Below are 26,609 nucleotides of genomic sequence, written 5' to 3'. Positions count from 1 at the left end.
CCGCGCCCGCCCGGCTTGAGGTCTCCGTCCGGGTGAGGACCGGGACCTGCGGGCCGGTGCGGCAGGGACCTGCGGACGGGGCCGTCCGGGACCTGCGGACGGGGCCGTCCGGGCGACGGCGCCGCGGGGACCGCGCGGGGGGCGTACGGGGGTCAGCCGTCCGCGGGCGGCGCCTCGAGCTCGAACCAGACGGTCTTGCCGTCGCCGGTGCGCCGCACGTCCCACGTCGTCGCGAGCCGGTCCAGCAGGAGCAGGCCCCGCCCGCCCGTGGCCTCGGTGTCGAGCTCGCGGCGCACCGGCCGCCGGCGCGACCCGTCGCTGACCTCGACGCGCACGCGGTCGGCGGCCGCGTGCACCCGCAGCCCCACCGCGGTGCGCGCGTGCACCACGGCGTTGGTGACGACCTCGCTCGTGAGCAAGGTGGCGACCTCGTCGACCGCGTCGAGCCCGTGCGCGCGCAGGAACGCCCGGACCATCCGCCGGGCGAGCGCGGGCGACGTGGGGTCGCCGTCGAGGGTGAGGGCCGCGGAGCCGCGGGCCCACACCGCGTCGGTCGCCGACGGCACGCGCAGCACGAGCACCGCGATGTCGTCGCGCGGAGCGCCGGACTGGAAGTCGAGGGCGGCCCGTTCGAGCCGGTCGGCGACCTCCTCGGCGTCGGCGCCGGCCGGCACGCCGCGCAGCACCCGCTCGGGCAGGTCGTCGTCGAACGCCCCGGACGCGTCGCGGGCCTCCACGACGCCGTCGGTGAAGAGCGCGAGGGCGTCGCCGGCCCCGAGCACGATCTCCACGTCGTCGACGTCGGGCACCGGCAGGAGCCCCAGCGCCATCCCGGGGCGGCCGACCGGCCCCACGCCGCCGCCGGCGCGCCGCAGCACGGGCAGGGGGTGCCCGCCCACGCACAGCCGCACGCGGGCGCCGCCCTCGACCGGCTCGACGTCGAGGTACGCGACCGTGGCGAACCGGTCGTCCTCCTCCCCCGCCTCGAGGATCGCCTCGTTGAGCACGCCCAGCACCTCCGCCGGCCCGGTCTCGCGCCGGGCGGCGGCGCGCACGGTGTAGCGGGCCATCGCGGTGAGGGTGGCCGCGGGAACGCCCTTGCCGGAGACGTCGCCGATGACCAGGCCGAAGCGCCCCGGGGCGATGCGGAAGACGTCGTAGAAGTCACCGCCCACCTCCGCGCGCCGGCTGACCGGGCGGTAGCGCACCGCGACCTGCAGGCCCGGCAGCGCGGGGAGCCGCGCGGGCAGCAGGCTGCGCTGCAGCGTCGAGGCCACCCAGCGGGTGTGCTCGAAGAGCCGGGCGCGCTCGAGGGCCTGCGCGCACTGGGCCGCGACGGCCTCGAGGTGGCGCAGCTCGTCCTCGCCCCACGTGCAGGGCCCGGCCAGGACGACGCTCAGCGCGCCCCGCGCGCGCCCCTCGAGGACGAGCGGCACGCACACCAGCCCCTCCCCGGCCACCCCGCCCGCGTGCAGGGGGTAGCGCGCGGCCCGCTCGGCCGCGTCGGCGAGCACGACGGGCGCCCGGCGGCGCACCGCGTCGGACTGCGGCGACGGCGCCGCCAGCGGCAGCGCGGCACCGTCGGCGCCGGGCAGCGTCGGCACCCCCGCGGCGCCCAGCCGGACCAGCTCGCCGCGGCGCTGGTCGACCTGCAGGAGCGAGGCGCCGGCGGCGCCGAGCGCGTCGCGCACGTGCGCGAGGGCGGTCGCGGTGACGGCGCCGACGTCGTGCGCCTCCGTGAGCCGTGCGGAGAGCCGCTGCTGCAGGCGCAGCCGCTCGGCGGTGCGCTCGGCGGAGCGGCGCGCCGCCCGCTCCGCGGCCCACAGCCGCGCCCGGTCCAGGGCCTGGGCGCCGTGGCTGGCGAGCGCCTCGAGGAAGCCCCGCTCGTCCTCGTCGAGCGGGTGCGGGTCGGTCCAGCCGACCGCGAGGGCACCGAGGCAGCGCTCGGCGCCCTCGGCGCCGTCGACGAGCAGGGGCAGGACGACCCAGCCGGCGGCCGCGAGCGGGGTGCCGGCGAGGTGCGGGAACAGCGCGTCGCGGGTGGCGAGGTCCGGCAGGTGCAGCACCGCGCGCTCGCGGACGGCGCGGGTCACGGGCAGGTCGACGTCCAGCGGCAGGGCGCCCCAGCGCTGCGCCGCGCCCGGCTCGCCCCCCTCCTCGGCGACGATCTCGAGCCGGTCGCCGCGATCGAGGTAGGCGAACCCGGTGCGCGCCGCGAGCAGGTCGCGGACCGCCGCGACCAGCGTCCGGGCGGCCTCGGCCTCGTCGTGCACCGCCGCGAGCCGGCGGGCGACGCGCAGCACGACGGCCAGGCGCTCGGCCGCGGTGCCCGGCGCGCGCCGGGTCGCCGTGGCGGGCGTGTCCATGCGGTCCGCTTCCCCCTCGCACACCGCGGCGGTCCTTCCGCGCGGCCCCACTGTAGGGCGGCGCAGCCCGTGACCACAGGGCTGCGCGGCGTCGTCCCCCGTACGGCGGACGGGTGATCGTGACCCAGCGACTACCCCCTGGCGACGACCCCATCCCTCCCCGTGAGCGGCGTCAGGGGACGAACGTCGCCGCCACCGCGAGCCACGCGTCGTTCGCCTCGGGCTCGGCGACGGTGACCCGCGCGCCCTCGCCCGCGAACGGGCGCACGACGACCCCCGCCCGCTCGCAGGCGGCCGCGAACTCCCCCGTGCGCTCCCCGAGCCGCAGCCAGACGAAGTTCGCCTCGCTCGCGGGCGGGTCCCAGCCCTGGGCGCGCAGCGCCGCCACGACCCGCGCCCGCTCCTGCACGAGCGCCTCGACCCGCTCCGCCAGCGCCTCCTCCGAGCGCAGGGACGCGATCGCGGCCACCTGCGCCGGCCCGCTGACGCCGAAGGGCACCGCCGTCTTGCGCAGCGCCTCGGCGACCGGCGGGTGGGCCACCGCGAAGCCGACCCGCAGGCCGGCGAGGCCGTACGCCTTCGAGAACGTCCGCAGCACGCACAGGCCGGGGCGGTCGCGGTGCAGCTCGACCCCGTCCGGCACCTCCGGGTCGCGCACGAACTCGCGGTACGCCTCGTCGAGCACGACGAGGACGTCCGGCGGCACCCGGTCGAGGAAGCGCTCGAGGGCGGCCCGCCGGACCGCCGGGCCGGTCGGGTTGTTCGGCGAGCAGACGAGCACGAGGCGCGTACGGTCCGTGATCGCCTCGGCCATGGCGTCGAGGTCGTGCTCCTCGGTGGCGGTGAGCGGCACCCGCACGGCGGTGGCCCCCGCGATGCCGACGACGATCGGGTACGCCTCGAAGGAGCGCCAGGCGAAGACGACCTCGTCGCCCGGCCCGGCGGTGGCCTGCACGACCTGCTGGAGCACGCCCACGCTGCCGGTGCCGGTGGCCAGGTGCTCCGGCGGCACGTCGAAGCGGCGGGACAGCTCCTGCACGAGCGCCCCCGCGGTCATGTCGGGGTAGCGGTTCATGGCCGCGACCTCGCGCCCGACGGCCTCGAGGACCCCCGGCAGCGGCGGGTACGGGTTCTCGTTGGACGACGCCTTCCACAGCACCTCGCCCGCGGCGGTCCGGCCGGGCACGTACGCGGGCACGGCGTCGAGCGCCGCGCGCAGGCGCGGGGTGGAGGGGGCGGCGGCAGGGGTGGCGTCCGTCACGGGCGCAGCCTAGGGCGGGACCCCGACGAGCGCGTGGCGGGCGCGGGAGGGCGGGGGGACCGGTTGCGGCGGCGCCGGGGCGGGTACCGCGTCGGGACGCCCCGGCGCGCTGCTCGCATACGCTGGGGCGCTCGAGGGGTGCTGACGACGAGCGCTGACGCCAGCGCCGATGACCAGGTGACAGGGGACCGCGGGTGCCGAACGCAGGACAGCGCTACAGCGACGTCGTCATCAGCGGGCTGGCGCACCTGGACGCCCCGCAGGTCCTCACCTCCGAGGCCATCGAGGACCGGCTGGCGCCGGCGATGAAGCGGCTCGGGGTGGGCCGCGGCCTGCTCGGGCGCCTCGTCGGCATCAGCCAGCGCCGCGTCTGGGACGAGGGCACGCCGCCGAGCGACCCCGCCGCCGAGGCCGGGCGCCGCGCGATCGAGCGCAGCGGCGTCCCCGCCGAGCAGCTCGGCATGCTCGTCAACACCTCGGTGAGCCGCGACTTCCTCGAGCCGTCGACCGCGAGCATCGTGCACGGCAAGCTCGGCCTGCCCACGACCGCCATGAACTTCGACCTGGGCAACGCCTGCCTGGGCTTCGTCAACGGGATGAACCTGGTCTCGACGATGATCGAGCGCGGCGAGATCGACCACGGGATCGTCGTCAACGCCGAGAGCAGCCGCTTCGTCGTCGAGTCGACCATCGAGCGGCTGCTCACCAAGGGCACCCCGGAGGTCCTGCGCGAGCAGTTCGCGACGCTGACGCTCGGCTCCGGCGCGGTGGCCATGGTGCTGTCCCGCAAGGGCACGGTCGACGACGGGCACGCGTACCTCGGCGGTCTGAGCCGGGCGAGCACGCAGCACGCGCACCTGTGCACCGGCCACGCCCACGAGATGCTCACCGACCTGCGCGGGCTGCTCGACGCCGGCATCGAGCTGGGCCACCTCACGTGGAAGGAGGCCGTGGACGCGTACGGGTGGGACCCGGACGGCTTCGACCTCTACGCCCTGCACCAGGTGAGCCTCGTCCACACCCGCGCGGTCTGCGACACCCTCGGCATCGACCCGCAGCGCGTGCCGCTGATCTTCCCCGAGCACGGCAACATGGGGCCGGCCTCCGTGCCGTACGTGCTGTCCAAGGCGGCGGAGGAGGGCCGGCTGCGCCGCGGCGACAAGGCGGTCCTCATGGGCATCGGCAGCGGGCTCAACGCCTGCGCCGCGGAAGTGCACTGGTGAGGGCGGACCTCCGCCTCCCCGACCTCCCGGACGCCCGCCACGTGACCGTGGGGGGCCAGGACGTCGCGTACCTCGACGAGGGCGCCGGCGAGCCGGTGCTCATGGTGCACGGCAACCCGTCCTGGTCGTACCACTACCGGCACCTCGCCGCGGCGGTCGCCGCGCACGGGCACCGCGCCGTCGTCCCCGACCACGTGGGGATGGGCCGCAGCGCGCGCCCGGCGGCGGGCGACTACCCCTTCACGTACGAGCGGCGGGTCGAGGACCTCGGCGGCTTCGTCGACGCCGTGCTGCCCGACGGCCCGCTGACGCTCGTGGTCCACGACTGGGGCGGCGCGATCGCGCTCGCCTGGGCCGTGCGCCACCCCGAGCGGGTGCGCCGCGTGGTCCTGCTCAACACCGCCGCGTTCCCCCTGCCCCCCGGCGCCGGCCTGCCGTGGCACCTGCGGGCGGCGCGGGTGCCGTACGCCGGCGACGGGGCCGTCCTGCTCGGCAACGCCTTCGTGCGCGGGGCCGTGCACCTCGGCGTCGTGCACCGGATGCCGCGCCAGGTGCGCCGCGGCTACCTCGCGCCGTACGACTCCCCCGCGCGCCGGCTCGCGGTGCTGCGCTTCGTGCAGGACGTGCCGGCCTCGCCCTCGGCCCCGGCGCACGCCCTGCTCGCCGCGACGGAGCGGGCCCTGCCGGGGCTGCTCGCGCAGGTGCCGGTCCTCGTGCTGTGGGGGCTGCGCGACCCGGTGCTCGACGCGCGCATCCTCGAGCGCTGGCGCGAGCTGGTGCCCTCGGCCGAGGTCCACGCGTACGAGGACGCCGGGCACTTCGTCCTCGAGGACGCCCGGGAGGTCGTGGTCCCGCGCGTGCTCGACCTGCTGGACCGCACGTGAGCGCCCGCGACCTCGCGGGCGCGCTGGCCGAGGCGGCGCGTACGACCCCCGGCGCCGTCGCCGCGTGGGTGCCGGCCGGGCGCAGCGGCTTCCGCGCCACGACGTACGCCGGCCTCGACGCCCGCGCCGACGCGCTGGCGGCGGGGCTGAGCGCGTACGGGATCGGCCCCGGCACCCGCACGGCGATGCTCGTGCCTCCCGGCGAGGACTTCTTCGCGCTCGCCTTCGGCCTGCTGCGCGCGGGCGCCGTGCCGGTGCTCGTCGACCCCGGGATCGGCACGGCGAACCTCGGCCGCTGCCTCGGCGAGGTGCGCCCCGAGGCGTTCGTGGGCATCCCCCGCGCGCAGGTCGCGCGCCGGGCGCTGCGCTGGTGCCCGACGGTCCGCCGGTCGGTGACGGTCGGGCGGCGGGTGCCCGGCGGCGGGGCGACGCTCGCCGAGGTGGAGGCCGAGGGGGTGCGGCGGCTGCCCTTCGCGCCACCCCCCGCGCAGGACCCGGCCGCGGTGCTCTTCACCACCGGCAGCACGGGGGTCCCCAAGGGCGTGGAGTACCGCCACCCGCAGTTCCTCGCCCAGGTCGCGCTGCTGCGCGAGCTGTGGGGCCTCGGCCCGGGCGACGTCAGCCTCGCGACGTTCCCGCCGTTCGCGCTGTTCGGGCCGCTGCTCGGCATCTCGACGATCGTCCCGCGGATGGACCCGACCCGACCGGCGGACGTGGACCCGCGCCAGGTGCTCGCCGCCGCCGAGCACGCCGGCGCCACGGTGATGTTCGGCTCGCCGGCGCTGCTCGACACCGTGAGCCGCTGGGGCGCCGAGACCGGCAAGCGCTTCCCCGCCTCGCTCACCCGCGTGGTGTCGGCCGGCTCCCCGGTGACGCCGGAGGTGCAGCGCCGCACCCTCGCGATGCTGCCGGACGGCGCGCAGGTGCACTCCCCGTACGGCGCCACCGAGGCCCTCCCCGTCACCGACGTCGGCAGCGACGAGGTGCTGCGGCTGCGGCGCTCCGGCGCCGTCGGGATCTGCGTCGGGCGGCCGGTGCCCGGCGTCGACCTCGCCGTCGTGCGGGTCGTCGACGGCGAGCTGCCCGCGCTGCGCGCCGAGGACCTGCTCCCGGCGGGGCAGGTCGGCGAGGTCGTCGTGCGCGGGCCCAACGTCACCGAGCGGTACGCCGAGCGCCCCGTCCAGACCGCGCTCGCCAAGACCCGCTGGGACGGCCGGCTCGCGCACCGCATGGGCGACGCGGGCTGGCTCGACGACGAGGGGCGGCTCTGGTTCGCCGGGCGGGCGGCGCACCGGGTGCGGGCGGCGGGCGGCACGCTCTGGCCGGTGCCGGTGGAGGTGCGCCTCGACGCGCATCCCGCCGTGCGACGGAGCGCGCTCGTCGGCGTCGGCGAGCCGGGGGCCCAGCGGCCCGTCGCGGTGCTCGAGCTCGAGCCGGGCCACCGCGCCTCCGACGCGCTCGCCCGCGAGGTGCTCGACCTCGCGGCGTCCTCACCGGTGACCGAGCGGGTCCGGACCGTGCTCTTCTACGGCAAGCGCTTCCCGGTGGACATCCGGCACAACGCGAAGATCGACCGCCCAGCCCTCGCGCGCTGGGCCGCGGGCCGGCTGCGGTGAGGGTCCTCGTCACCGGCGGGGGCGGGTTCCTCGGCTCCGCCGTCGTCCGCGCGCTCGCGGCGCGGGGCGACGCGGTGCGGGTGCTCGCGCGGGGGTCGTACCCGTGGCTCGCACGGCTCGGCGTCGACGCGCGCCGCGGCGACGTCGCCGACCCCGCGGCGGTGCGCGACGCCGTCGCCGGCTGCGACGCCGTCCTGCACGTCGCCGCGAAGGCCGGCATGGGCGGGCGCCAGGCCGACTACCACCGGGCCAACGTCACCGGCACGCTCCGGGTGGTGCAGGCGTGCGTGGCGCTGGGCGTCCCGCGGCTCGTGCACACCTCGACGCCCAGCGTCGTCCACGCCGGGGGGAGCATCCGCGGCGGGAACGAGTCGCTGCCGTACGCGCGGCGCTACGAGACCCCGTACCCGCGCACCAAGGCGGCCGCGGAGCGGCTGGCCCTCGCCGCGGACCGCACGCCGCTGCGGGGCGGGGACGGGGTGCTGCGCACGGTGGCGCTGCGCCCGCACCTGGTCTGGGGCCCCGGCGACACCCAGCTCACCGCGCGCATCGTCGACCGGGCCCGGCGGGGGCGGCTGTGGCTCGTCGGCGGCGGCGGGGCGGTCGTCGACACCACGTACGTCGAGGACGCCGCCGCCGCGCACCTCGCGGCGCTCGACCGGCTCGGCGAGGACGACCCGGCCTGCGGCGGGCGCGCGTACTTCGTCTCGGCCGGTGACCCCCGGCCCGTCGCCGACGTCGTCGGGCGGATCCTCGACGCCCACGGGCTGCCGCCGGTGCGCCGCTCGGTCCCCTACCCCCTGGCGTACGGCGCCGGCGCCGCCGTCGAGGGCGTCTGGTCGCTGCTCGGGCGGGCCGACGAGCCCCCGCTCACCCGCTTCCTCGCCACCCAGCTCGCCACCGACCACTGGTTCGACCTCACCGCCGCCCGCCGGGACCTGCGCTGGTCCCCGCAGGTCGGCGTCGAGGAGGGCGTACGGCGCCTGCGCGCCGCCCTCGGCACCTGACGGCCCACCCCCCCGACGCGCGAGCGCCCTCCGCGCATGATCGCGGCAGAAGATGCGCCCCGACCCGCCGCGACCATGCACCTGCCCGGCGGCGATCATGCGGTCGCCGGGAGGACGGGGCGCCTACTGGAGGTAGCCCTCGACGGTGGAGGCGGGGCGGGGGGTCGCGGCGGCGGGGTCCTCGCCGAACTCGCGCCGGGCGCGGCGCTGGCGCAGGAGGTCCCAGCACCGGTCGAGCTCCTCCTCGGCGCGGCCGAGGGCCGCGTGCTCCTCCGCGTCGGTCAGCTCGCCGGCCGCGAGGCGCTCGCGCAGGGCGTGCTCCTCGTCGACGAGCGCCCGCACGCGCGCCAGGATGTCCGACTCGTCCACCAGGTCCTCCTCGGGGCCCGGCCGGGCGGTGCGCCGCGGCCGCGCGGGGCAGCCTGCCCGCCGCTCCGCGCCTCGGCAAGGGCCGCTCAGGACCCGTCGAGGACCGGCGCCTCCCCCGAGGCGTCGACGAGGCCCGCGCCGCTCGGGCGCCCGCCCTGGCGGCCGCAGTGGGCCGAGCAGTAGAAGACGCCGTCCGCCTCCACGCCGTGGCCGAGCACGGTGACGCCGCACCGCTCGCAGCGCGGGGCGAGCCGGTGCGCCGCGCACTCGAACGAGTCGAAGACGTGCACCGCCCCGGCCGCGTGGACCTCGAAGGCCAGCCGGTAGTCGTTCCCGCACACCTCGCAGACCGCCATGCCCCCCGGTCCCCGGCGCAGGGGTGCCGGAAACGGGCCGGGGGGCAGGGCTCCGGCACCGGCGCGCGTCAGGGGGCGGGGGTGGGCTCCGGCGCGGGCTCCGGCTCGACGGTCGGCTCCGGCGCCGGCGCCGGCTCGACGGTCGGCTCCGGGGTCGGCTCGACGGTCGGCTCGGGCTCGGGCTCGACGACGTCCTCCGGGCCCTCGGCGCTGACCCGCTGCACCACGACGGTGGTGCCGGTACGACGCGCCTTGACGGCGACCTCGTCGCCGACGCGCAGGTCGGCCAGCCCGGCCGCGACGTCGTTGCGCAGCACCGGCACGCCCGCCGGCACATCGACGACGACGGTCCGCCCGCGCAGGTCCTTCTCGGTGCCGCCGCGGACGAGCAGGGTCAGCGTGCCGGCCGCGGCGTCCACCGCCACCACGTCACCGGTGCGCACCACCGCGACCGGTGCGGGCTTGGGCTTCGGCGCCGGCTTGGGCTTCGGCGCCGGCTTGGGCTTCGGCGCCGGCTTGGGCTTCGGCGCCGGCTTGGGCTTCGGCGCCGGCTTGGGCTTCGGCGCCGGCTTGGGCTTCGGCGCCGGCTTGGGCTTCGGCGCCGGCTTGGGCTTCGGCGCCGGCTTGGGCTTCGGCGCCGGCTTGGGCTTCGGCGCCGGCTTGGGCTTCGGCGCCGGCTTGGGCTTCGGCGCCGGCTTGGGCTTCGGCGCCGGCTTGGGCTTCGGCGCCGGCTTGGGCTTCGGCGCCGGCTTGGGCTTCGGCGCCGGCTTGGGCTTCGGCGCCGGCTTGGGCTTCGGCGCCGGCTTGGGCTTCGGCGCCGGCTTGGGCTTCGGCGCCGGCTTGGGCTTCGGCGCCGGCTTGGGCTTCGGCGCCGGCTTGGGCTTCGGCGCCGGCTTGGGCTTCGGCGCGGGCTTCCGCCCCGCTGCGGGCTCCGGCCCCGCTGCCGGCCCGGCGGCGGCGCTGCGGGACGCGGGCGCGTCGGAGGCCGCCCCCGCCGGGAGCGCGCCGGCGACCGGGACGAGGACCGCTCCGGCCAGGACGGCGGCGGCGAGGCGCGCGGTGGCGCTGCGGGTGGTGGCGCTGCGGGGCACGGGGGTCCTTCCGGTCGTGGGCGCACCCGTGGCGCCCTCCACCAGGTTCCTCGGCGCCCGCGCACCCCGGTCCGGAGCCGCGGCCGCCAGGTCCACCTCCCCGGGCTAGGCCGGAGGTCCCGGCGCCTGCCACGCCCCCTCCGCGGCGGCGGCGCGCGCCCAGTCCCGGAAGGACCGCGCCGGTCGGCCGGTGACGCGCGCCACGAGGTCGTCCCCGTCGGGGTCGTCGCCGCGGGCGACGAGGGCGGCGAAGGCCGCCAACGCCCCCTGGGCCTCCTCCCGCGGGACGCCGACCGCCTCGAGGCCGGCGACGTACGCCCCCGGGTCGGTCACCGCGCGCACCGGGCGCCCGGCGGCGACCGCCACCTCGTGCACGCACTCGGCGAGGGTCAGCGCCTGCGGGCCGCGGACCTCGAGCACCTCCCCCTCGTGCGCCCCGTCGCGCGCGTCGCCGGCGAGCAGCGCGGCCCCCACCTCCGCGACGTCGGCGACGTCCACCCACGCCTGGCGCAGGTCGCCGAGGGGCAGGGCCACCTCCCCGGCCGCGACCCCCGGGGCCAGGAACCCCTCGGAGAAGTCCTGGTCGAACCAGTCCGCGCGCAGCACCGTCCACGGCACGCCGGCCCCGCGCACCGCGGCCTCGGCGGCCAGCAACCGGGCGTCGCCCATCTCCTCGACCGCGCTGCTCGAGAGCAGCACCACCCGGCGCACCCCGCGGCGCGCGGCGAGCTCGACGAGCGCCGGGTCGACCGGCACGCCGTCGGGCGCCATGAGCCACAGCCTCGTCGCGCCCCCGAGCGCCGCGTCCCACGTCGTCCGGTCGCCCCAGTCGAAGCGCACCGGACCGTGGCGCGACGCCGCGCGCAGCGGCACCCCCCGGCGCTCCAGGGCGGCGCGCACCCGCCGCCCCGTCGTCCCCGTCGCCCCGAGCACCAGCGTCGTCGCGTCCACGCCGCCTCCCCAGCGTCCCGTCGCCCTCCGGCCGCTGAGGAGGCTAGGCAGGGGGTCCGACAGCTTCCGCGCGCCGCCATCACCGCACGATCGCGGCAGGCCGAGGCCGCCACCACCGCACGACCACGGCGGGGCAGGGGTCAGGGGACCTCGACCTTGACGGTGCCGCCCTCGACGTACGCCCGGTAGGTGCGCACCGGCTTCGTCGCGGGCAGGCCGCTCGGCTCCCCGGTGCGCAGGTCGAACATCGCCGCGTGCAGGGGGCACTCGACGGCGCAGTCCTCGACGTACCCCTCGGAGAGCCACGCCTGCTGGTGGGAGCAGCGGTCCTCGAGGCCGTACAGCTCGCCGTCGACGTTGAACACCGCCACGCGCCCGTCGGGGGTGCCCTCGACCACCGCCACCTCGCCGGGGGGCAGGGCGTCGGCCGGGCAGACCTCGTGCACGGTGCTCATGCGTCTCCTCGCTCGTCGTGCGGCCCCGTCCGGGCCGCGCCGCCCGTGCGCATACCCCCGGACGGCCCCCTCCAGCCCGGGGTGCGGCGTGCCGATGCTCCGGTGTGGCCAGGCAGCGCACCGACGTCGAGCAGCAGCTCGCCGACCTCCTCCGCACCGCGAAGGAGTCGCTCGGCGTCAGCGTGGCCTTCCTCAGCCGCATGGAGGGGGGCACGCAGACGCTGGAGGTCGTGGAGTCGAGCGTGCCGCTGCTGTTCCAGGAGGGCTACCAGCAGGCCCGCGAGCGGACGCTGTGCCAGGCCGTCCTCGACGGGCGGCTGCCGGCCGTGATGACCGACCTGCGCGAGCACCCGGCCGCGATGGAGCTGCCGGCGGCCCGCTTCCCCCGCATCCGGAGCTTCGTGACCGTGCCGGTGACGCTCAGCGACGGCTCGCTGTACGGCACCTTCTGCACCGCCTCGCTCACCACCGACCACCGGCTCGGCAAGCGCGACAAGGCCCTCATGGAGGTGCTCGCGCAGGCCGCCGCGGTGGTCGTCGAGCCCGAGGTCACCGAGCGCGCCCGCCGCGGCGAGGTCATGGGCCGGCTCGGCCCGGTCATGGACGCGGGCGGCCCCGAGGTCGTCCTGCAGCCGATCGTGCACCTCGGCACGGGCGTGCGGGCCGGCGCCGAGGCGCTGAGCCGCTTCCCGCGCGCCTGGGGGCTCACCCCCGACGTCGTCTTCGCCCAGGCCCACGAGCTCGGCCTCGGCGACCAGCTCGAGCTGCTCGCGCTGGAGCGAGCCGCGGACCACCTCGAGGTCGTGCCGGGCTACGTCTCGATGAACATCAGCCCCGGCACGCTCGTCACGCCCGGGGCGTCGGCCCTGCTGGGGCGGCTGCCGCTCGAGCGCGTCCTGCTCGAGCTGTGCGAGCACGACCCGGTCGAGGACTACGAGGCCCTGCACGCGGTGCTCGGGCCGCTGCGGGCGCGCGGGATGCGCCTGGCGATCGACGACGTCGGCACCGGCTTCTCCTCGCTGCGCCACATCGTGCTGACCGCGCCGGACGTCATCAAGCTCGACCGCAGCATCGTCGACGGCGTCGCCGGCGACCCGGTGCTGCGGACCCTCGTCACCTCGCTCGGCGACTTCGCGCACGGCAGCGGCGCGCAGGTCGTCGCCGAGGGGGTCGAGGGCCCGGAGGACGCCGCCGCGCTCCTCGGCTGCAGGGTGGACCTCGCGCAGGGCTGGCACTACGGCCGCCCCGGCCCGCCGGGGGCGATGGCCGACCGCTACCCGCCGGCCGCCGCCGCGGTGCCCGGGCCCCGGGCTCAGGCGGGCGCCGTCGCCGCCGCCCAGCGCGGCACGTAGCGGTCCACGAGCTCGTTGCGGAACGTCCCGCGCGGGTCGAGCTCGGCGGCGAGTCGGCGCGCGTCGTCCAGCCGCGGGTAGAGCGCGCCCACCTCGGGCCCGCCGGCGGTGAAGACCTTGCCCCAGTGCGGTCGGGCCGCGAACGGCGCCAGCGCCTCCTCCACGGCCGCGACGACCGGCAGCACGGCCGGGGTGTCGAGGTGCCAGGTGAAGTGCAGCGCGAGGCAGTCCCGCTCGTACGAGGGGCTGAGCCAGAGGTCGTCGGCGGCGACGGTCCGCAGCTCGCTGATCATGAGCACCGGGGCCAGCCGGTCCGCGAGCGGCAGCAGCGCGCGCAGCGCCTCGATGCCGTGGCCGCGCTCGACGAACCACTCGGACTGCAGCTCCTCGCCGTTGCTCGGCACGAACTCCAGGCGGAAGTGCGGCAGCCGCGCGTTCCAGGGCCCCGGCACGGCGCCCTGCTCCGTCGCCGGGTCGGTCGCGACGCCCGGCACCGGGTGCCGCGGGCCGTCGGCGCGGCGCGACCCGCGCCAGGCGGCCCCCGGCAGCTCCTCGCCGTCGCGCGCCTTGAGCCACGCCTGCAGCAAGGGGCCCCGCCCGTCGCGGTCCTGCCAGTCGGTGAAGAGGCTGACGCTGTACGCCGCCCCCATCACCCCGTCGAGGTCCTCCTCGAGCGCGGCGAGGGGCAGGTCGTCGTGGACGACCTGGCGCACGTCGTACGAGGGCTGCACGTCCAGCTCGAGCGCGGTCACCACCCCCAGCGCGCCCAGCGCGAGGACCGCGCCCTCGAAGCCGGGCTCGCCGCGGCGGCGGACGACGACCTCGCCGCCGGCGGTGACGAGCTCCACGGCCCGTACCGCGCTCGGCAGGTTGCGGTTGCGGACCCCCGAGCCGTGCGTGCCGGTGGCGCAGGCCCCCGCGACGCTGATGTGCGGCAGGGAGCCGAGGTTGTGCAGGGCGAGGCCCGCGGCCTGCAGGTGGGCCCCCAGCTCGCCGTAGCGGGTGCCGCCGCTGACCCGCACCGAGCCCGCGGCGCGGTCGACGTCCACCTCGCGCGGCAGGTCGGCGACCGACACGAGGTGCCCGTCGGTGTCGGCGACCCGGTTGAACGAGTGCCCGGTGCCGAGGACGCGCACCGGCTCCCCCGCCGACGAGGCGGTGGCCACGACGTCGCGCAGCTCCTCGAGCGAGGCGGGCCGGTGCAGCCGGCGCGCGCCGAACGCGACGTTGCCCGCCCAGTTGGTCAGCTCCACGGGTCCCCCTCGCCCGGCGCCCGCGCGCCGTCCCCCCGCAGTCCACCACGGGCACCGGGTGCGGGCGCGCCCGGGCGGCGGCGCAGCCGGGGGCGGGGACCGGTCAGGACGCCTGGAAGCGCGTCGCGCCGCGGCTGTCCGCCCCGGGGACGCGGCCCTGGGTGTGGGTGGTCTCCTCGCCGCGGGCGGTGCGGACCGTGATCCAGGTGGTCGTGACGAGCACCAGGCCCGTCACGACGAGGATGCCGCCGGTCACCGGGCCCCAGACGCGGTCGAGCAGCGAGGCCAGGAACGGCCACGCGACGTCGTCCACGACGAGCATGAGCACGCCGACCACGACCATGCCGACGGCGAAGAGGACGCTGCCGGCGGTGCGCAGCGGCGAGGCCACGGCGGCCTCCTGCACCTTCTCGGCCTGCTCGCGGGCCTTGACGAGCAGGCGCCGGGCCCACACGTACTCGGTGGCGAGGACGGCCAGCCCGGCGACGATGAGCAGGATGCCGGGGCCCGGCAGGACCATCATGGCCGCGCCGACCGCCAGGAGCGCCACGCCGCCGATGGTCGCGGCGAACCGCTTCACGAGGTGCATGCCCCCCAGGGTCGCCCGGCGGGGCCCCGCCGAAACCCCGCGCGCCGCCGCGGGGTCCCGGCGCGAGCGCCGGGTCAGCCGAGCAGGCCGCCGAGGCCGCCGCCCCCGCCGCCGCCGGCGAAGCGCGCGATCAGGTCCTGCGGGCTGATGCCCAGGCGCGAGAGCAGGTCGCCGTGCTGGTCGGTGTCGACCTGCTGCGGCAGCTCCTGGTCGGCCTGCTGGGCCCTCTGCTCGTCGCCCTGCCCGCGCAGCAGCTCGAGGATCTGGGCCTTGTCGATCTGCATGGTGGCTCCTCCCGTCGGGGATCGTCGTCGTGCGGTCCTGCGTTGCCCGGTCAGGGGCGCGCCCATGCCGGCGACCACCCCGCACGACGGCACGACGACGGCACGACGACGGCACGGCCACCGCACGACGACCGACCAGGAGGGTCACGCATGTCCGCCCAGGAGCTCTACTCCGACATCCCGCGCGGCCAGGTGGTGGGGACGTTCGACACCTACCTCGAGGCCCAGACCGCCGTCGACTTCCTGTCCGACCAGGAGTTCCCCGTCCAGCACGTGAGCATCGTGGGGTCCGACCTGCGGATGGTGGAGCGGGTGCGGGGGCGGCTCACCCGCGGGCGGGCCGCGCTGGCCGGCGCCGGCAGCGGCGCCTGGTTCGGGCTCTTCGTCGGCCTGCTGCTGTCGCTGTTCTCCTCGAGCGAGACGAGCGACCTCGGCCTCATCGCCGCGGCGGTGCTGTACGGCCTGGTGTTCGGCGCGGTCTTCGGCTTCGTCGGGCACGCCCTGTCCGGCGGGCGCCGCGACTTCACCTCGACGAGCAAGATCGTGAGCAGCAAGTACGACGTGGTGTGCACCTGGGCGGAGGCCGACCGCGCCCGCGAGGTGCTCGCCCGGCGGGGCGGCCCCGCCCTCTGACCGCTGGCGCTCGACCCCCGGGGCGCTTATGTTTCCATCGTCGAAGCACCTCGGGCTGCGGGAGGCGCCGTGATCGTGCTGGAGGACGTCGTCAAGCGCTACGGCGACCACGTCGCGGTGGACGGACTGACGCTCACCGCCCGCCCCGGGGTGGTCACCGGGTTCCTGGGGCCGAACGGCGCCGGGAAGTCCACGTCGCTGCGCGTGCTCCTGGGCCTGGACCGGCCCGACCGCGGGACCGCGCTCGTCGCGGGGGTGCCGTACGCGTCGCTCCGCGCGCCCCTGCACCTCGTCGGCGCGCTCCTGGACGCGCGCGCCGTGGCGCCGCGGCGCGGCGCGCGACCGCACCTGCTGGCCCTGGCCCGGAGCAACGGCATCAGCGCCCGGCGGGTCGACGAGGTCCTCGGGCTCTGCGGGCTGGAGGCGGTGGCCGAGCGCCCGGCGGGCGGCTACAGCCTCGGCATGGCGCAGCGCCTCGGGATCGCGGCGGCGCTGCTCGGCGACCCCCCGGTGCTCGTGCTCGACGAGCCCGTCAACGGCCTGGACCCCGACGGCATCATCTGGATCCGCGAGCTGCTGCGCGGCCTGGCCGCCGAGGGGCGCACGGTGCTGCTCTCGTCGCACCTCATGAGCGAGATGGCGGTGACCGCCGAGGACCTCGTCGTCGTGGGCCGCGGCCGGCTCGTCGCCCAGACCACGGTGCGCGCGGTCGTCGAGGCCGCGGACGAGGGCGGGGTGCTCGTGCGCACCCCCGACGCCGGCGCCTTCGCGACGCTGCTGCGGGCCCGCGGGCTGTCGGCCCGGGCCGAGGGCGGCGAGGTGGTCCGGGTCCGGGGGACCCGCACGGACGAGGTCGGGGAGATCGCCGCGGCCCACCGGGTCACGCTGCTCGAGTTGTCGCCGCAGCGGGCGACGCTGGAGGAGGCGTACCTCCGGCTGACCCGCGGCGCGGTGCAGTTCCGGGGGGCGCCCGGCCGGGCGCCCGAGGCGCCGCGGGGGCCGCGGGCCGGCGCCCGGGCCGCGGCGTGAGCGCGCCGTCCGCGCCCGGGCGCCCCGCGCAGCCGTACGCCGCCGCGCTCGCCCGCGCTGCCGGCGGCGGGCGCCCGGCCCAGCTGCGCCGGGTCGTCGCCGCCGAGTGGGTCAAGGCCCGCTCCGTGCCCTCGACCTGGGCGGCCCTCGGCAGCTTCGCCGCGATCATGGTCGGCATCGCCGCCGCCATCACCGGCGCCGCGGACGCGTCCGCGCTGACCCCGGCCGAGCGGGCGGCCCTCGAGCCGGTGGCCGAGGCCCTGAGCGGCGTCTTCATGGGGCAGGTGGCGCTGGGCGTGCTGGGCGCGCTGCTCGTCACGGCCGAGCACGGGTCCCGGCTGGTCACGGTCACCCTCACCGCGGTGCCCCAGCGCGGCGCGCTGCTCGCGGGCAAGGCGCTGCTGCTCGTCGCCCTCACCGCTCCGGTGGTCCTCCTCGCCACCTCGGCGAGCGCGGTGCTCGGGCTCGCCCTGCTCGACCGCCAGGGGCTGGGCCTCGCGCCGACCGCTCCCGGCGTCCCGGCGGCCGTCCTCGGCACCTGCGCCTACCTCGTCCTGGTGGCCCTGCTGGGCCTGGCCGCGGGGGCGCTCCTGCGCTCCTCCGCGGCGGCCGTCGTCGTGCTCACCGTCGTGCTGTTCCTCCTGCCGGTGCTCGTCGGCCTGCTCCCGGCGGGCGTGGCGGACGCGGTCGGCCCGTGGCTGCCGAGCCAGGCCGGCCAGGCGGTGACGCAGCTGCAGGAGCGCCCCGGCTACCTGCCCCCCGCCGCGGGGCTCGCGGTGCTGGGCGCCTACGTCGCGGCCGCCCTCGCGGCGGCGGCCGCCGTCACCGCCCGCCGCGACGCCTGACCCCGCGCGCCCTCAGCAGCCGAGGCCCCGGACGGACCGGGCGGCGCTGCGGGCCTGCAGGGCGTCGGGGCCCGGGCCGGGCTGGCAGTGCGGGCACCACCAGGTGCGGCGGCGCTCGGCGTCGCCCGGCACCTCGGCGACGACGCGCACCGGGGTGCCGCAGCGGCGGCACGGCTCGTGCGCCCGGCCGACGACCCAGTGGTCCCGGCCCGGACGGGGGTCACCGGTGGTGACCTGGTGGGCGCGCGGGTCGGCGATCGAGGCCCGCAGCATCCGTGCCGCGAGGCGCACCGCGCCGCGCACGTCGACCTCGCCGACGGGGGTCCACGGGGAGGTGCCGCGCAGGAAGCACGTCTCGTCCGCCCAGAGGTTGCCGATCCCGGCCATGAGCCGCTGGTCGAGCAGGGCCGCCTTGACCGGGCGCTCCGGGCGCGCGGTGAGCCGGCGCACCGCCTCGTCCTCGTCCCAGTCCTCGCGCAGGGGGTCCGGACCGAGGTGGCCGACGACCTCGGCCTCGTCCGCGGTGCGCAGCAGCTCGACCACGGGCAGGCGCAGCCCGCAGGCCGTGCGGCCGTCGTCGACGGCGAGGAGCACCCGCAGGTCCGGCAGCAGCCGGCCGGGGAGCCGCTTGCCCGGGCCGAGCACCGACCACGACCCGTCCATGCGCAGGTGCGTGTGCAGGGTCCGCCCGTCGTCGAAGCGGGTCAGCAGGTGCTTGCCGTGGGTGCCGGTGCCGAGCACCGTGGCGCCGGCCAGGTCCGCGGTCGCGTGCCGGGGCACGCGCAGGTCGCCGCGCAGGACCCGACGCCCGGCGACCGCGTCGAGGGTGCGGGCCGTGCGCCAGACGCTGTCGCCCTCCGGCACGTCAGTCCCGCACGTCCAGCGCCGGGCGCGACCAGTCCTGCGGCACCGGCCGCTTCGGGGCCAGGCCGTCCCCCGACGAGCGTCCGGCGAGGCGGCGCCGTACCCACGGCACGAGGTGCTCCCGGGCCCAGCGCGCGTCCTCGCGGGCCCCCTCGAGCCGGGGTCGCGGCGGCACGGGCGGCAGCGGCTCGCGCCAGCCGTCGTCCGGCACGTCGAGCCCGAGCGCCGCGGCGGCCTGCAGCGCGACCCTCCGGTGCCCCTCGGGCGCCAGGTGGATGCGGTCCTCGGCCCACATGCGCCAGTCCCGCAGCGCGCGCATGCCCCACAGGTCCACGACCGCGCAGCCGTGCCGGGCCGCGACGGACCACAGGTGCGCGTTGTACGTCGCCGCCCGCCCCCGCGTGCGGCGCACGACGGGCGAGTCGCGCGGGTCGGCGCCGGTGGCGAGGAGCACGTCGGCGCCCGTGGCGCGCAGGGCGGCGACGGCGGTCTCCACCGCCTCGGCGAGGGCGTCCACGTCGCTGCCGGGACGCAGCACGTCGTTGCCGCCGGCGACGAGGCTCACCAGGTCCGCGCCGCTCGCCAGGGCCACGGGCAGCTGCTCGTCGAGCACGGCGCCGAGCAGGCGGCCGCGCACGGCGAGGTTGGCGTACCCGGTGCCCGGCCCGCCCCGCGCCCGCGCGTGCGCGTCGAGGTGCCCGGCCAGCCGGTCCGCCCAGCCGCGGTAGCCCCTCCCGTCCTCGGCGGGGTCGCTGAGCCCCTCGGTGAACGAGTCGCCGAGGGCGACGTACCGGGTCCAGCCGCCGGGGGGCGGGAGCGGGGCGGTGCGCGTCACCCGGCCAGTCTGCCCCGGGGCGTGAAGATCGCCCGCCGGCCGGCCGATGAGGGGGACGTGGAGCCCGTCCCTGCGCCGGCGCCCCGCGCCGGGCTGCGCCTGGCCGCGGGGGCGCTCCTCGCCGTGCTCCTCACCTCCGCGTACGCGGCCGCCTGCCTCGCCCCCGCCACCCGCGAGCACCTGCGCGGGGGCGGCAGCGCCCTCGTCGTGGTCCTGACCTGGTGCGCGGCCGCGGGCGCCGCTTGGGCCGCCGGGGCGCGGACCGAGGGCGCGGCCCGCTGGCCCTGGCGGGCCTGCTCGGTGACCCTGCTCGTCGGCGCGGCGAGCACCGGCTGCTGGCTCGCGGCGCGCGCGCTGCCGGAGCACCTCGACGTGCTGCCCGCGGTCGTCGGCAGCTTCGCCGTGGTGCCGTACGCCTGCGCCATGCTCGTGGTCTTCCGGCTCCCCCGGGTCGGGCGGAGCCGGGTCGTGCTCGCCCGCGCCGCCCTCGACGGCGTGGTGGGCGCCCTCGCCGCCGGGCTGCTCGCGTGGGACGACGTCCCGGCGGGGCCGCCCTTCGACGGCGAGCAGTTCGCGACCTACCTCACCGGGCTGCTCATGGTCGCCGCCGACCTCGTGCTCCTCGGGGCGTGCCTCACCTCGGCCCGGCTCGGCGTGCGGCGCGACCGCGGCGTGCTCCTCCTGGGCGCGGTGGCGCTCGTCGGCATCAGCTTCGCCGACCTCATGCTCGCCGGCGCGATCGCCCGGGGCCCGTACGCCGCCGCGGACCGCGACCCGCTCGCGTCCGCCGGCTACGTCCTCGGCGGCCTGCTCCTGGTCGTCGTGGCCCTCGCGAGCCGCTGGGGCTCGGACCTGTTCCGCCCCATCACCCGCACCCGCGGCGGCGCGGGCGGCGGGGTGGGTGCGGGCGCCACGCCCGCCATGACCTGGGTGCTCGTCGTCTCCGTGATCGTCGAGGTGCTGGCCACCGGGCTCGGCGGGGGGACCCTGCAGCCGCTGGAGCTCGTCATGGCCGTGATGCTCTCGGCGGCGGTCGTGCTGCGCCTCCTCCTCACGGGCCTGGAGGGCCGGGAGGCCGCGCTCGCCCTGGAGCGCAGCGCCAGCACCGACGCCCTGACCGGCCTGGCCAACCGGGCCGCCTTCGTCGAGGCCCTGCAGGGCGCGGCGGCCGACCACCGGGTCCCCGGCGCCGTGGTGTTCCTCGACCTCGACGGCTTCAAGGAGGTCAACGACCTCGCCGGGCACGACGTGGGCGACCGGCTGCTCGTCGAGGCGGCGCAGCGGCTGCGCCGGGAGGTGCGCGGGGACGTCGTGGCCCGCTTCGGCGGCGACGAGTTCGCCGTGCTGCTCGCCCGCGCCCCCGAGCCGGCCGCCGCGGAGGTCGCCGCGCGGCTCGTCCGGGCGCTCGCCGCCCCGTACGACGTGGGGGGCCTGCGCCCCGTCCTCAGCGCCAGCGCGGGCGTGGCGGTCGTCGCCCCCGGCGCGGACCCGGCCGAGGTGCTGCGCGACGCCGACCTGGCCATGTACCGCGCCAAGGAGCTCGGCAAGGACCAGGCCCACGTCTACCACCCCGACCTGCACGCCGCGGTCGTGCGCCGCGACGAGGTGGCGCGGGCGCTGCGCGAGGCCCTCGAGGGCGACGAGCTCGAGCTGCACTACCAGCCCCTGGCGACGCTGGGCCCGGGCGGCGAGGTGGTGGCCGTCGACGCCGTCGAGGCGCTGGTGCGCTGGCGCCGCGACGGCGCGCTCGTGCCGCCCGGGGAGTTCGTGCCCGTTGCCGAGGAGACCGGCGCCGTCGTCGCGCTGGACCGCTGGGTGCTGCGCCGGGCCTGCCACCAGGCCGCCCGGTGGCGGGCCGCGGGGACGCCGGTCCGCGTCGCGGTCAACCTCAGCGCGCTGCAGCTCGCCACCGGCGACCTCGACGACGTCGTCGGTGCGGCGCTCGCGGCGGCGCGCCTGCCCGCGGAGCTGCTCGCCCTGGAGGTCACCGAGAGCGCGCTGCTGGCCGACGAGGCGCAGGCGCGCGAGACGCTGGCGCGGCTGCGCGGGCGCGGTGTGCGGGTCGCCCTCGACGACTTCGGCACCGGGTTCACCTCGATCGGGCACCTGCGCCGGCTCCCCCTCGACGTGCTCAAGGTGGACCGCTCCTACGTGCAGGCCTACGGCGCCGACCCCCAGCTCTCCTCCCTCCTGCGCGCCATCGTCCGGGTCGGCCGCGACCTGGGGCTCGACGTCGTCGCGGAGGGCGTGGAGGACGCCGCCCTGCTCCCGGAGCTGGCGCGGCTCGGCGCGACGCACGCCCAGGGCTGGTGGTACTCCCGCGCCGTGCCCGCCGCCGAGGTCCCCGCGCTGCTCGCCCCGGCGCCCGTGGGGGCGGCCCGGCCCTAGGGTCGGGGCGTGGACGGTCGCGACGTGGACGCGCTGCGGGCGCGGGAGGACGGCACCGGCGACGGGGAGTGGCGGCGGCCGGGCCCGACGCGGGCCGAGCAGCGCGCCGACGTCATCCTCGGCCTGCTCGTGGCCGCGGGCGGGCAGGTGTCGCTGGAGCTGGCGCGCAGCACCGGCGTGGAGTTCGGCCCCTACCCCTCCACCGCCGAGCAGACGGCGTGGGTGCTCGCGGTCTGCCTGCCGCTCTGCGTGCGGCGGCGGGCGCCGCTCACGGTGCTCGCGGTCGTCGCCACGGTCTTCATCGCCCTGCAGGCCCGGTACGTCCCCGAGGGCACGATGACCTCGGTCGCCCTCTTCTCCGCGCTCTACACCGCCGGCGCCTGGGCCCGCGACCGGCGCGCGGGCCTGGCGACCCGGGTGGTCGTCGTGGTCGCCATGTTCTGCTGGTTCGGGATCGCGCTGTCCCAGACCGCCTGGGCCGAGGCGTCGCTCGACCTGTCCGGGGAGCAGCGCGGCGCGCTGCCGCCGCTCACCGCGTCGGTCGCGTACGGCCTGCTGCTCAACGTCGCGTACTTCTCCGCCGCCTGGGTCTTCGGCGACGCGGCCTGGCGCTCGGCACGGCAGCGGGCCGAGCTGACGGCGGTCGCCGACGAGCTGCGGGCGACCCGCGAGCGCAGCGAGCGGCGGGCCGTGCTGGAGGAGCGGCTGCGCATCGCCCGCGAGCTGCACGACGTCGTCGCGCACCACGTGAGCGTCATGGGCGTGCAGGCCGGCGCCGCGCGGCGGGTGCTCGACCGCGACCCGGAGCGCGCCCGCGAGACCATCGGCCTCATCGAGCGCAGCAGCCGCGCCGCGGTGGAGGAGATGCGCCGCCTGCTGGGCGTCCTGCGCTCGGAGGGCGGCGTCGAGCCGGCCCCGGGGCTGGAGCGGCTGCCCGACCTCGTGGCGCGCAGCGCCGGCGCCGTCGACGTGGAGCTGGCGGTGGTGGGGGCGCCGCGCCCGGTGCCCCCGTCGGTCTCGGTCTCGGCCTACCGCGTGGTGCAGGAGGCGCTGACGAACGTCGTCAAGCACGCGGCCGCCCGGCACGCCCTGGTGCGCGTGCGGTGGCTCGCCGACGAGCTCGAGGTGGAGGTCGTCGACGACGGGCGCCCCACGGTGCCCACCCGGCGCCGGCCGGAGGGCTCCGGGCTGGGGCTGGTGGGGATGCGCGAGCGCGTCGGGCTGCACGACGGGCAGCTCGAGGTGGGGCCCCGCCCCGAGGGCGGGTGGCGGGTGCGCGCCCGGTTCGCCGCGCCCCCCGAGGGCTCCGGCGGGCCGGGGACCGCCCCGGCCGCTCCGGCGGTGGTCCCGTGAGCCCCGCCCCCGTGCGCGTCCTCCTCGCGGACGACCAGGACCTCGTGCGCGCCGGCTTCCGGATGATCCTCGGCACCGAGGACGACCTCGAGGTCGTCGGGGAGGCCGCCGACGGCGACCAGGCCGTCGCCGCCGCCCGCGCGCTGCGCCCCGACGTGGTGCTCATGGACGTGCAGATGCCCGGCACCGACGGCCTCGCCGCCACCCGCCAGGTCGTGCAGGACCCCGGGTGCGCGGTCATCGTGCTCACGACGTTCGACCGCGACGACTACCTGTTCGCCGCGCTGGAGGCGGGCGCCAGCGGCTTCCTGCTCAAGAACGCGGTGCCCGAGGACCTCGTCGCGGCGGTGCGCGTCGTCGCGCGCGGCGAGGCGCTGCTGGCACCGGCGGTCACCCGCCGGGTCATCGAGCGGTTCGCCGGCCGGCCCGGGCGCGCGGCCCGCCCCGACCTGCACGAGCGGCTGACAGAGCGCGAGCGCGAGGTCCTCGTGCACGTCGCGCGCGGCTGCACCAACGCCGAGATCGCCGCGCTGCTCGTGCTCGGCGAGGCGACCGTGAAGACCCACGTCTCGCGCCTGCTCACCAAGCTCGGGCTGCGTGACCGGGTCCAGGCGGTGGTCTTCGCGTACGAGACCGGACTCGTCGCGCCCGGCGCGGCGGACGGGGGTCATCCCCCGGGATGACCCCGAGGTCCATCCCGCGGGCGGACGCCCGGGAGGGGGCCCGCGCCTAGCGTCGGGGGTGCTGCGGACGGACCCGCGGCGTGCGGACGACGCGAGGAGGAGCGGTGCTCGAGCTCGACCAGGTGAGCAAGCGGTTCGGGGAGGTGACCGCCCTCGACCGGGTGTCCTTCCGGGTGCGCCCCGGCACGATGACCGGCTTCGTCGGCGCCAACGGCGCGGGCAAGACGACGACGATGCGGATCGTCCTCGGCGTCACCGGCGCGGACTCCGGCGAGGTGCGCTGGGAGGGCGCCCCCCTGGACCTCGCGGTGCGCCAGGGCTTCGGCTACATGCCGGAGGAGCGCGGGCTCTACCCCAAGATGCCGCTGCGCGACCAGCTCGTCTTCCTCGCCCGGCTGCACGGCGTCGACGACGCCGAGGCGCGGCGCCGCGCGGAGGAGCTGCTGGAGGCCCTCGGGCTCGGCGAGCGCGCCGGCGACAAGCTCGACGCCCTCAGCCTGGGCAACCAGCAGCGCGTGCAGGTGGCCGCCGCGCTGGTCCACGACCCGGTGCTGCTCGTGCTCGACGAGCCGTTCAGCGGCCTGGACCCGCTGGCGGTCGACGCGATGGCGGGCATCCTGCGCGAGCGGGCCGCGGCGGGCGTGCCGGTGCTGTTCTCCAGCCACCAGCTCGAGCTCGTCGAGCGGCTCTGCGACGAGGTGGTCATCGTCGACAGCGGGCGGGTCGTCGCCGCGGGCGACGCGCAGGGCCTGCGCCGCGCGCACGCCCGCGCCCGCTACCGCCTCACGGTCGAGCCCGACGCCGGCTGGCTCCGGGGGGTGCCCGGGCTCGACGTCCTCGACGTCGACGGCCCCCGCGCGCTCGTGGAGCTGCCGACCCTCACCGACGCGGACCCCGGGGTCCTGCGCGCGCAGGAGCAGGAGCTGCTGCGCCGGGCGCTCGAGGCCGGCACCGTCCGCGAGTTCACCCCCGTCGTCCCCACCCTCGCCGAGCTCTTCCGGGAGGTCGTCCGATGACCACCACCGCCACCGCCACGGGCACCGCGGGCGGCACCGCCCCCCGGCCCCCGGCCCCCGGGGGCCGCGGCAGCGGCTCGCGCGCCGTGCGCATCGTCGCCGAGCGGGAGGTCGCCGCCAAGCTGCGGGACAAGGCCTTCCTCGCCTCGCTGGCCTTCACCCTCGTCATCATCGTCGGGGGGATCGGCATCCAGGCCCTCATCGGGGGCGGGGGCCCCGAGCGGTACGAGGTCGCGGTGACCGACGCGGGCGGGCGCGCCGCCGTCGAGGCGGCGGACGCGGCCTCGGCCGCCGCAGCCCCCGAGGGCGAGGACGCCGACCCGCGCTTCACCGTCGTGGACGCCGCGGACGCCCGCGCCGCGGAGGCGGCGCTCGACGAGGGCGACGCCGACGTGGCGCTGCTGCCGGCGGGCGGCGGGGGCTCGTACGAGCTCGTCGGCGACACCGCCGTCCCCGACGGCGCGGCGACCCTGCTGCGCCAGGCGGTCGCCACCGCCCAGCTCGACGCGGGCCTGCAGGACCTCGGCGCGTCCGCCCAGGAGCGCCAGGAGCTGCTCGCCGGCACCCCCGTCGGCGAGCGGCTGCTCGACCCGGACGGCGAGGAGGGCCGCGCCCTCGTGCTGTCGATCGCGTTCTCGGTGCTGCTGTTCTACTCGGTGTTCCTCTTCGGCATGGGCATCGCCCAGAGCGTCACCGAGGAGAAGCAGAGCCGGGTGGTCGAGCTGCTCGTGGCGGCGGTGCCGATGCGCGCGCTGCTCGCGGGCAAGGTCCTCGGCAACACGGTGCTCGCCGTCGCCCAGCTCGTGCTGCTCGTCGGCGTCGGCATGCTCGCCGCCTCGGTGGCCGGGCAGGGCGAGCTCGTGTCGCTCATCGCGACCTCGTCGCCGTGGTTCCTCGTCTTCTTCCTGCTCGGCTTCCTCATGCTCGCCTGCGTCTGGGCGGCGGCGGGCGCGCTGGCCTCGCGCCAGGAGGACCTGCAGTCCACGACGCTGCCGCTGCAGGCGGTCGTGCTCGTGCCGTTCTTCGTCGCGGTGTACGCCACGGGCCCCGCGCTCGTGGTCGCCTCCTGGGTGCCGTTCTCGGCGCCGTTCACCATGCCGCGCCGGCTGCTCACCGGGGACGCGGCCTGGTGGGAGGGCGTGGCCTCGGCCGGGCTCGTGGCGCTCACCGCGGTGCTGCTCGTGGCGCTGGCGGCGCGGCTCTACCAGGGCTCGCTGCTGCAGACGCGCACGCGCTCGTCCTGGCGCGGGGCCTGGGCCGCCGCGGGCCGCGACCGCTAGCCGGCCCGCCCCCGCGGGGGCGCGGGGCGCGGGGCGGGGCGGCGGGACCCTCAGCGGGTCCCGCCGCCCCGTACGGCGTCCGGCCCGTCCACGAGCCCGTCCTCGACGAGCTCGGCCTCCTCGCGGCGCAGCTCCACCTCGAGCCGGGAGTCCACCACCTGCCGGTCCACGGCGACGCGGACCCGCTCGACGGGGACGGTGGTGACGACGACCTCGGCGCGCTCCTCGTGCAGGACCAGCTCGCCGCCGCGCGGGCCCTCGTCGGCGCCCTGCCCGGCGCCCGGGAGCGCCTCCCCCGCGGTGCGGCCGCCGTCGAGCCGCTCGCGCTCGAGGAAGAACTCCTCGCGCCGCAGGCGCACGACGACGGTCCGCTCCTCGACGACGACGCGCTTGCCCCAGCGCACCCGCTCGGCCGGCACCCGGGTCACGTCGACGACCGCGCGCTCCTCGCGCAGCTCCACGACCGCGCCCTGCCCCTGCGCCCCGTGCTCGTCCGTCCGTGGACCGTCCGCCATCGTCCCGACCTCCGCTCGTCGCCTCCGTGTGCCGTGCGGTCGTGCCCGCGACGGGCGGCCCGAACCCCGCCGGCCGGCCCGGGACGGCGCAGCGGCCCGGGGGGCGCCGGG

Annotated in this window: 27 protein-coding genes; 14 read left to right on the top strand and 13 right to left on the bottom strand. The window is 78.3% G+C overall.

What is annotated here, in order from left to right:
- Positions 1-152: 152 nt before the first annotated feature.
- Both D5H78_RS14595 and hisC read right to left on the bottom strand, forming a co-directional pair.
- Positions 153-2,366 carry a SpoIIE family protein phosphatase gene (locus D5H78_RS14595; RefSeq protein WP_119951228.1) on the bottom strand — a complete coding sequence of 738 codons (2,214 nt, stop codon included), beginning with the start codon at positions 2,364-2,366 and terminating at the stop codon, positions 153-155.
- Between the two features lie 172 nt (positions 2,367-2,538).
- Positions 2,539-3,627 carry a histidinol-phosphate transaminase gene (gene hisC, locus D5H78_RS14590; protein ID WP_119951227.1) on the bottom strand — a complete coding sequence of 363 codons (1,089 nt, stop codon included), beginning with the start codon at positions 3,625-3,627 and terminating at the stop codon, positions 2,539-2,541.
- A 194-nt stretch (positions 3,628-3,821) separates the two neighbouring features.
- Between hisC and D5H78_RS14585 the strand changes: the two genes are divergently transcribed.
- From D5H78_RS14585 to D5H78_RS14570, 4 genes are read left to right on the top strand one after another with little or no spacing between them, the layout of a single operon-like run.
- On the top strand, positions 3,822-4,850 hold the full coding sequence (locus tag D5H78_RS14585; protein WP_119951226.1) for a 3-oxoacyl-ACP synthase III: 1,029 nt from the start codon (positions 3,822-3,824) through the stop codon (positions 4,848-4,850).
- Positions 4,847-5,734: an alpha/beta fold hydrolase gene (locus tag D5H78_RS14580; RefSeq protein WP_119951225.1), complete on the top strand. Its 888-nt coding sequence runs from the start codon at positions 4,847-4,849 to the stop codon at positions 5,732-5,734. The genes D5H78_RS14585 and D5H78_RS14580 overlap by 4 nt, the downstream gene beginning before the upstream one ends.
- The gene (locus tag D5H78_RS14575; protein ID WP_165865756.1) at positions 5,731-7,350 is read left to right on the top strand and encodes a fatty acid CoA ligase family protein; all 1,620 of its coding nucleotides are present in this window, start codon (positions 5,731-5,733) and stop codon (positions 7,348-7,350) included. The genes D5H78_RS14580 and D5H78_RS14575 overlap by 4 nt, the downstream gene beginning before the upstream one ends.
- The gene (locus D5H78_RS14570; RefSeq protein ID WP_119951223.1) at positions 7,347-8,357 is read left to right on the top strand and encodes an NAD-dependent epimerase/dehydratase family protein; all 1,011 of its coding nucleotides are present in this window, start codon (positions 7,347-7,349) and stop codon (positions 8,355-8,357) included. The genes D5H78_RS14575 and D5H78_RS14570 overlap by 4 nt, the downstream gene beginning before the upstream one ends.
- Before the next feature lie 123 nt (positions 8,358-8,480).
- Here D5H78_RS14570 and D5H78_RS14565 read toward each other — a convergent pair whose 3' ends face one another.
- The 3 genes from D5H78_RS14565 to D5H78_RS14555 form a co-directional block, all read right to left on the bottom strand.
- Positions 8,481-8,726, bottom strand: coding sequence for a DUF2630 family protein (locus tag D5H78_RS14565; protein ID WP_119951222.1), 246 nt, complete (start codon positions 8,724-8,726; stop codon positions 8,481-8,483).
- 86 nt (positions 8,727-8,812) lie between these two features.
- Positions 8,813-9,082 (bottom strand): hypothetical protein, encoded by a 270-nt coding sequence (locus D5H78_RS14560; RefSeq protein ID WP_119951221.1) that lies wholly within the window; start codon positions 9,080-9,082, stop codon positions 8,813-8,815.
- Positions 9,083-9,150: 68 nt separating this feature from the next.
- Positions 9,151-9,525 (bottom strand): hypothetical protein, encoded by a 375-nt coding sequence (locus tag D5H78_RS14555; RefSeq protein WP_133412071.1) that lies wholly within the window; start codon positions 9,523-9,525, stop codon positions 9,151-9,153.
- Here D5H78_RS14555 and D5H78_RS14550 point away from each other — a divergent pair.
- Positions 9,518-10,282: a hypothetical protein gene (locus D5H78_RS14550; RefSeq protein WP_119951219.1), complete on the top strand. Its 765-nt coding sequence runs from the start codon at positions 9,518-9,520 to the stop codon at positions 10,280-10,282. The genes D5H78_RS14555 and D5H78_RS14550 overlap by 8 nt on opposite strands.
- On the opposite strand, the gene D5H78_RS14545 is transcribed toward D5H78_RS14550, so the two are convergent.
- Together D5H78_RS14545 and D5H78_RS14540 are read right to left on the bottom strand one after the other, a co-directional pair.
- A complete protein-coding gene (locus D5H78_RS14545) occupies positions 10,279-11,124 on the bottom strand; it encodes a Rossmann-fold NAD(P)-binding domain-containing protein (protein WP_218566644.1) in 846 nt (281 codons plus the stop codon). The two genes, D5H78_RS14550 and D5H78_RS14545, sit on opposite strands and share 4 nt — an antisense overlap.
- 140 nt (positions 11,125-11,264) lie before the next feature.
- Positions 11,265-11,570, bottom strand: coding sequence for a bifunctional 3-phenylpropionate/cinnamic acid dioxygenase ferredoxin subunit (locus D5H78_RS14540; protein WP_425472963.1), 306 nt, complete (start codon positions 11,568-11,570; stop codon positions 11,265-11,267).
- Between the two features lie 113 nt (positions 11,571-11,683).
- Between D5H78_RS14540 and D5H78_RS14535 the strand changes: the two genes are divergently transcribed.
- Positions 11,684-12,931, top strand: coding sequence for an EAL domain-containing protein (locus D5H78_RS14535; RefSeq protein WP_119951217.1), 1,248 nt, complete (start codon positions 11,684-11,686; stop codon positions 12,929-12,931).
- On the opposite strand, the gene D5H78_RS14530 is transcribed toward D5H78_RS14535, so the two are convergent.
- From D5H78_RS14530 to D5H78_RS14520, 3 genes are all read right to left on the bottom strand, one after another.
- Positions 12,892-14,184 (bottom strand): FAD-binding protein, encoded by a 1,293-nt coding sequence (locus tag D5H78_RS14530; protein WP_218566643.1) that lies wholly within the window; start codon positions 14,182-14,184, stop codon positions 12,892-12,894. The genes D5H78_RS14535 and D5H78_RS14530 overlap by 40 nt on opposite strands.
- A 103-nt stretch (positions 14,185-14,287) precedes the next feature.
- On the bottom strand, positions 14,288-14,773 hold the full coding sequence (locus D5H78_RS19825; RefSeq protein ID WP_218566642.1) for a PGPGW domain-containing protein: 486 nt from the start codon (positions 14,771-14,773) through the stop codon (positions 14,288-14,290).
- A 74-nt stretch (positions 14,774-14,847) separates the two neighbouring features.
- Positions 14,848-15,057: a hypothetical protein gene (locus tag D5H78_RS14520; RefSeq protein WP_119951216.1), complete on the bottom strand. Its 210-nt coding sequence runs from the start codon at positions 15,055-15,057 to the stop codon at positions 14,848-14,850.
- Positions 15,058-15,207: 150 nt separating this feature from the next.
- Here D5H78_RS14520 and D5H78_RS14515 point away from each other — a divergent pair, with 150 nt between their 5' ends.
- From D5H78_RS14515 to D5H78_RS14505, 3 genes are all read left to right on the top strand, one after another.
- Positions 15,208-15,690, top strand: coding sequence for a YflT domain-containing protein (locus D5H78_RS14515; protein ID WP_119951215.1), 483 nt, complete (start codon positions 15,208-15,210; stop codon positions 15,688-15,690).
- Between the two features lie 69 nt (positions 15,691-15,759).
- Positions 15,760-16,719: an ATP-binding cassette domain-containing protein gene (locus D5H78_RS14510; RefSeq protein ID WP_119951214.1), complete on the top strand. Its 960-nt coding sequence runs from the start codon at positions 15,760-15,762 to the stop codon at positions 16,717-16,719.
- On the top strand, positions 16,716-17,564 hold the full coding sequence (locus tag D5H78_RS14505; RefSeq protein ID WP_119951213.1) for an ABC transporter permease: 849 nt from the start codon (positions 16,716-16,718) through the stop codon (positions 17,562-17,564). Before D5H78_RS14510 ends, D5H78_RS14505 begins: the two co-directional genes overlap by 4 nt.
- Before the next feature lie 12 nt (positions 17,565-17,576).
- Here D5H78_RS14505 and D5H78_RS14500 read toward each other — a convergent pair whose 3' ends face one another.
- Together D5H78_RS14500 and D5H78_RS14495 are read right to left on the bottom strand one after the other, a co-directional pair.
- Entirely contained in the window at positions 17,577-18,428 is an 852-nt protein-coding gene (locus D5H78_RS14500) for an Fpg/Nei family DNA glycosylase (RefSeq protein ID WP_119951212.1), read from the bottom strand.
- A 1-nt stretch (position 18,429) separates the two neighbouring features.
- Positions 18,430-19,263 carry an SGNH/GDSL hydrolase family protein gene (locus tag D5H78_RS14495; RefSeq protein WP_119951211.1) on the bottom strand — a complete coding sequence of 278 codons (834 nt, stop codon included), beginning with the start codon at positions 19,261-19,263 and terminating at the stop codon, positions 18,430-18,432.
- Positions 19,264-19,320: 57 nt separating this feature from the next.
- Here D5H78_RS14495 and D5H78_RS20320 point away from each other — a divergent pair, with 57 nt between their 5' ends.
- The 5 genes from D5H78_RS20320 to D5H78_RS14470 all read left to right on the top strand — a co-directional run bounded on the left by D5H78_RS20320 (position 19,321) and on the right by D5H78_RS14470 (position 25,983).
- Positions 19,321-21,651: a putative bifunctional diguanylate cyclase/phosphodiesterase gene (locus tag D5H78_RS20320; protein WP_119951210.1), complete on the top strand. Its 2,331-nt coding sequence runs from the start codon at positions 19,321-19,323 to the stop codon at positions 21,649-21,651.
- Positions 21,652-21,660: 9 nt separating this feature from the next.
- On the top strand, positions 21,661-23,004 hold the full coding sequence (locus tag D5H78_RS14485; RefSeq protein ID WP_218566641.1) for a sensor histidine kinase: 1,344 nt from the start codon (positions 21,661-21,663) through the stop codon (positions 23,002-23,004).
- Positions 23,001-23,687, top strand: coding sequence for a response regulator (locus tag D5H78_RS14480; protein ID WP_119951357.1), 687 nt, complete (start codon positions 23,001-23,003; stop codon positions 23,685-23,687). The genes D5H78_RS14485 and D5H78_RS14480 overlap by 4 nt, the downstream gene beginning before the upstream one ends.
- 104 nt (positions 23,688-23,791) lie before the next feature.
- On the top strand, positions 23,792-24,703 hold the full coding sequence (locus D5H78_RS14475) for an ABC transporter ATP-binding protein (protein WP_119951209.1): 912 nt from the start codon (positions 23,792-23,794) through the stop codon (positions 24,701-24,703).
- Entirely contained in the window at positions 24,700-25,983 is a 1,284-nt protein-coding gene (locus D5H78_RS14470; RefSeq protein WP_119951208.1) for an ABC transporter permease, read from the top strand. Before D5H78_RS14475 ends, D5H78_RS14470 begins: the two co-directional genes overlap by 4 nt.
- Before the next feature lie 50 nt (positions 25,984-26,033).
- On the opposite strand, the gene D5H78_RS14465 is transcribed toward D5H78_RS14470, so the two are convergent.
- Positions 26,034-26,498, bottom strand: a complete 465-nt coding sequence (locus D5H78_RS14465; RefSeq protein WP_119951207.1) for a DUF2382 domain-containing protein — start codon at positions 26,496-26,498, stop codon at positions 26,034-26,036.
- Between the last annotated feature and the right edge of the window lie 111 nt (positions 26,499-26,609).

It is taken from the genome of Vallicoccus soli (assembly GCF_003594885.1).
GTDB classification, from domain to species: Bacteria; Actinomycetota; Actinomycetes; order Motilibacterales; family Motilibacteraceae; genus Vallicoccus; species Vallicoccus soli.
The sequence above is the reverse complement of the archived record's forward strand: the minus strand, read 5'-3'. Positions and strand labels throughout refer to the sequence as shown.

Excerpts from the sequence above, each read along its gene's own strand:
- D5H78_RS14595 (WP_119951228.1), bottom strand. The coding sequence starts at position 2,366 with ATGGACACGCCCGCCACGGCGACCCGGCGCGCGCCGGGCACCGCGGCC.
- D5H78_RS14560 (WP_119951221.1), bottom strand. The coding sequence starts at position 9,082 with ATGGCGGTCTGCGAGGTGTGCGGGAACGACTACCGGCTGGCCTTCGAG.
- D5H78_RS19825 (WP_218566642.1), bottom strand. The coding sequence starts at position 14,773 with ATGCACCTCGTGAAGCGGTTCGCCGCGACCATCGGCGGCGTGGCGCTC.
- D5H78_RS14520 (WP_119951216.1), bottom strand. The coding sequence starts at position 15,057 with ATGCAGATCGACAAGGCCCAGATCCTCGAGCTGCTGCGCGGGCAGGGC.
- D5H78_RS14515 (WP_119951215.1), top strand. The coding sequence starts at position 15,208 with ATGTCCGCCCAGGAGCTCTACTCCGACATCCCGCGCGGCCAGGTGGTG.
- D5H78_RS14470 (WP_119951208.1), top strand. The coding sequence starts at position 24,700 with ATGACCACCACCGCCACCGCCACGGGCACCGCGGGCGGCACCGCCCCC.
- D5H78_RS14465 (WP_119951207.1), bottom strand. The coding sequence starts at position 26,498 with ATGGCGGACGGTCCACGGACGGACGAGCACGGGGCGCAGGGGCAGGGC.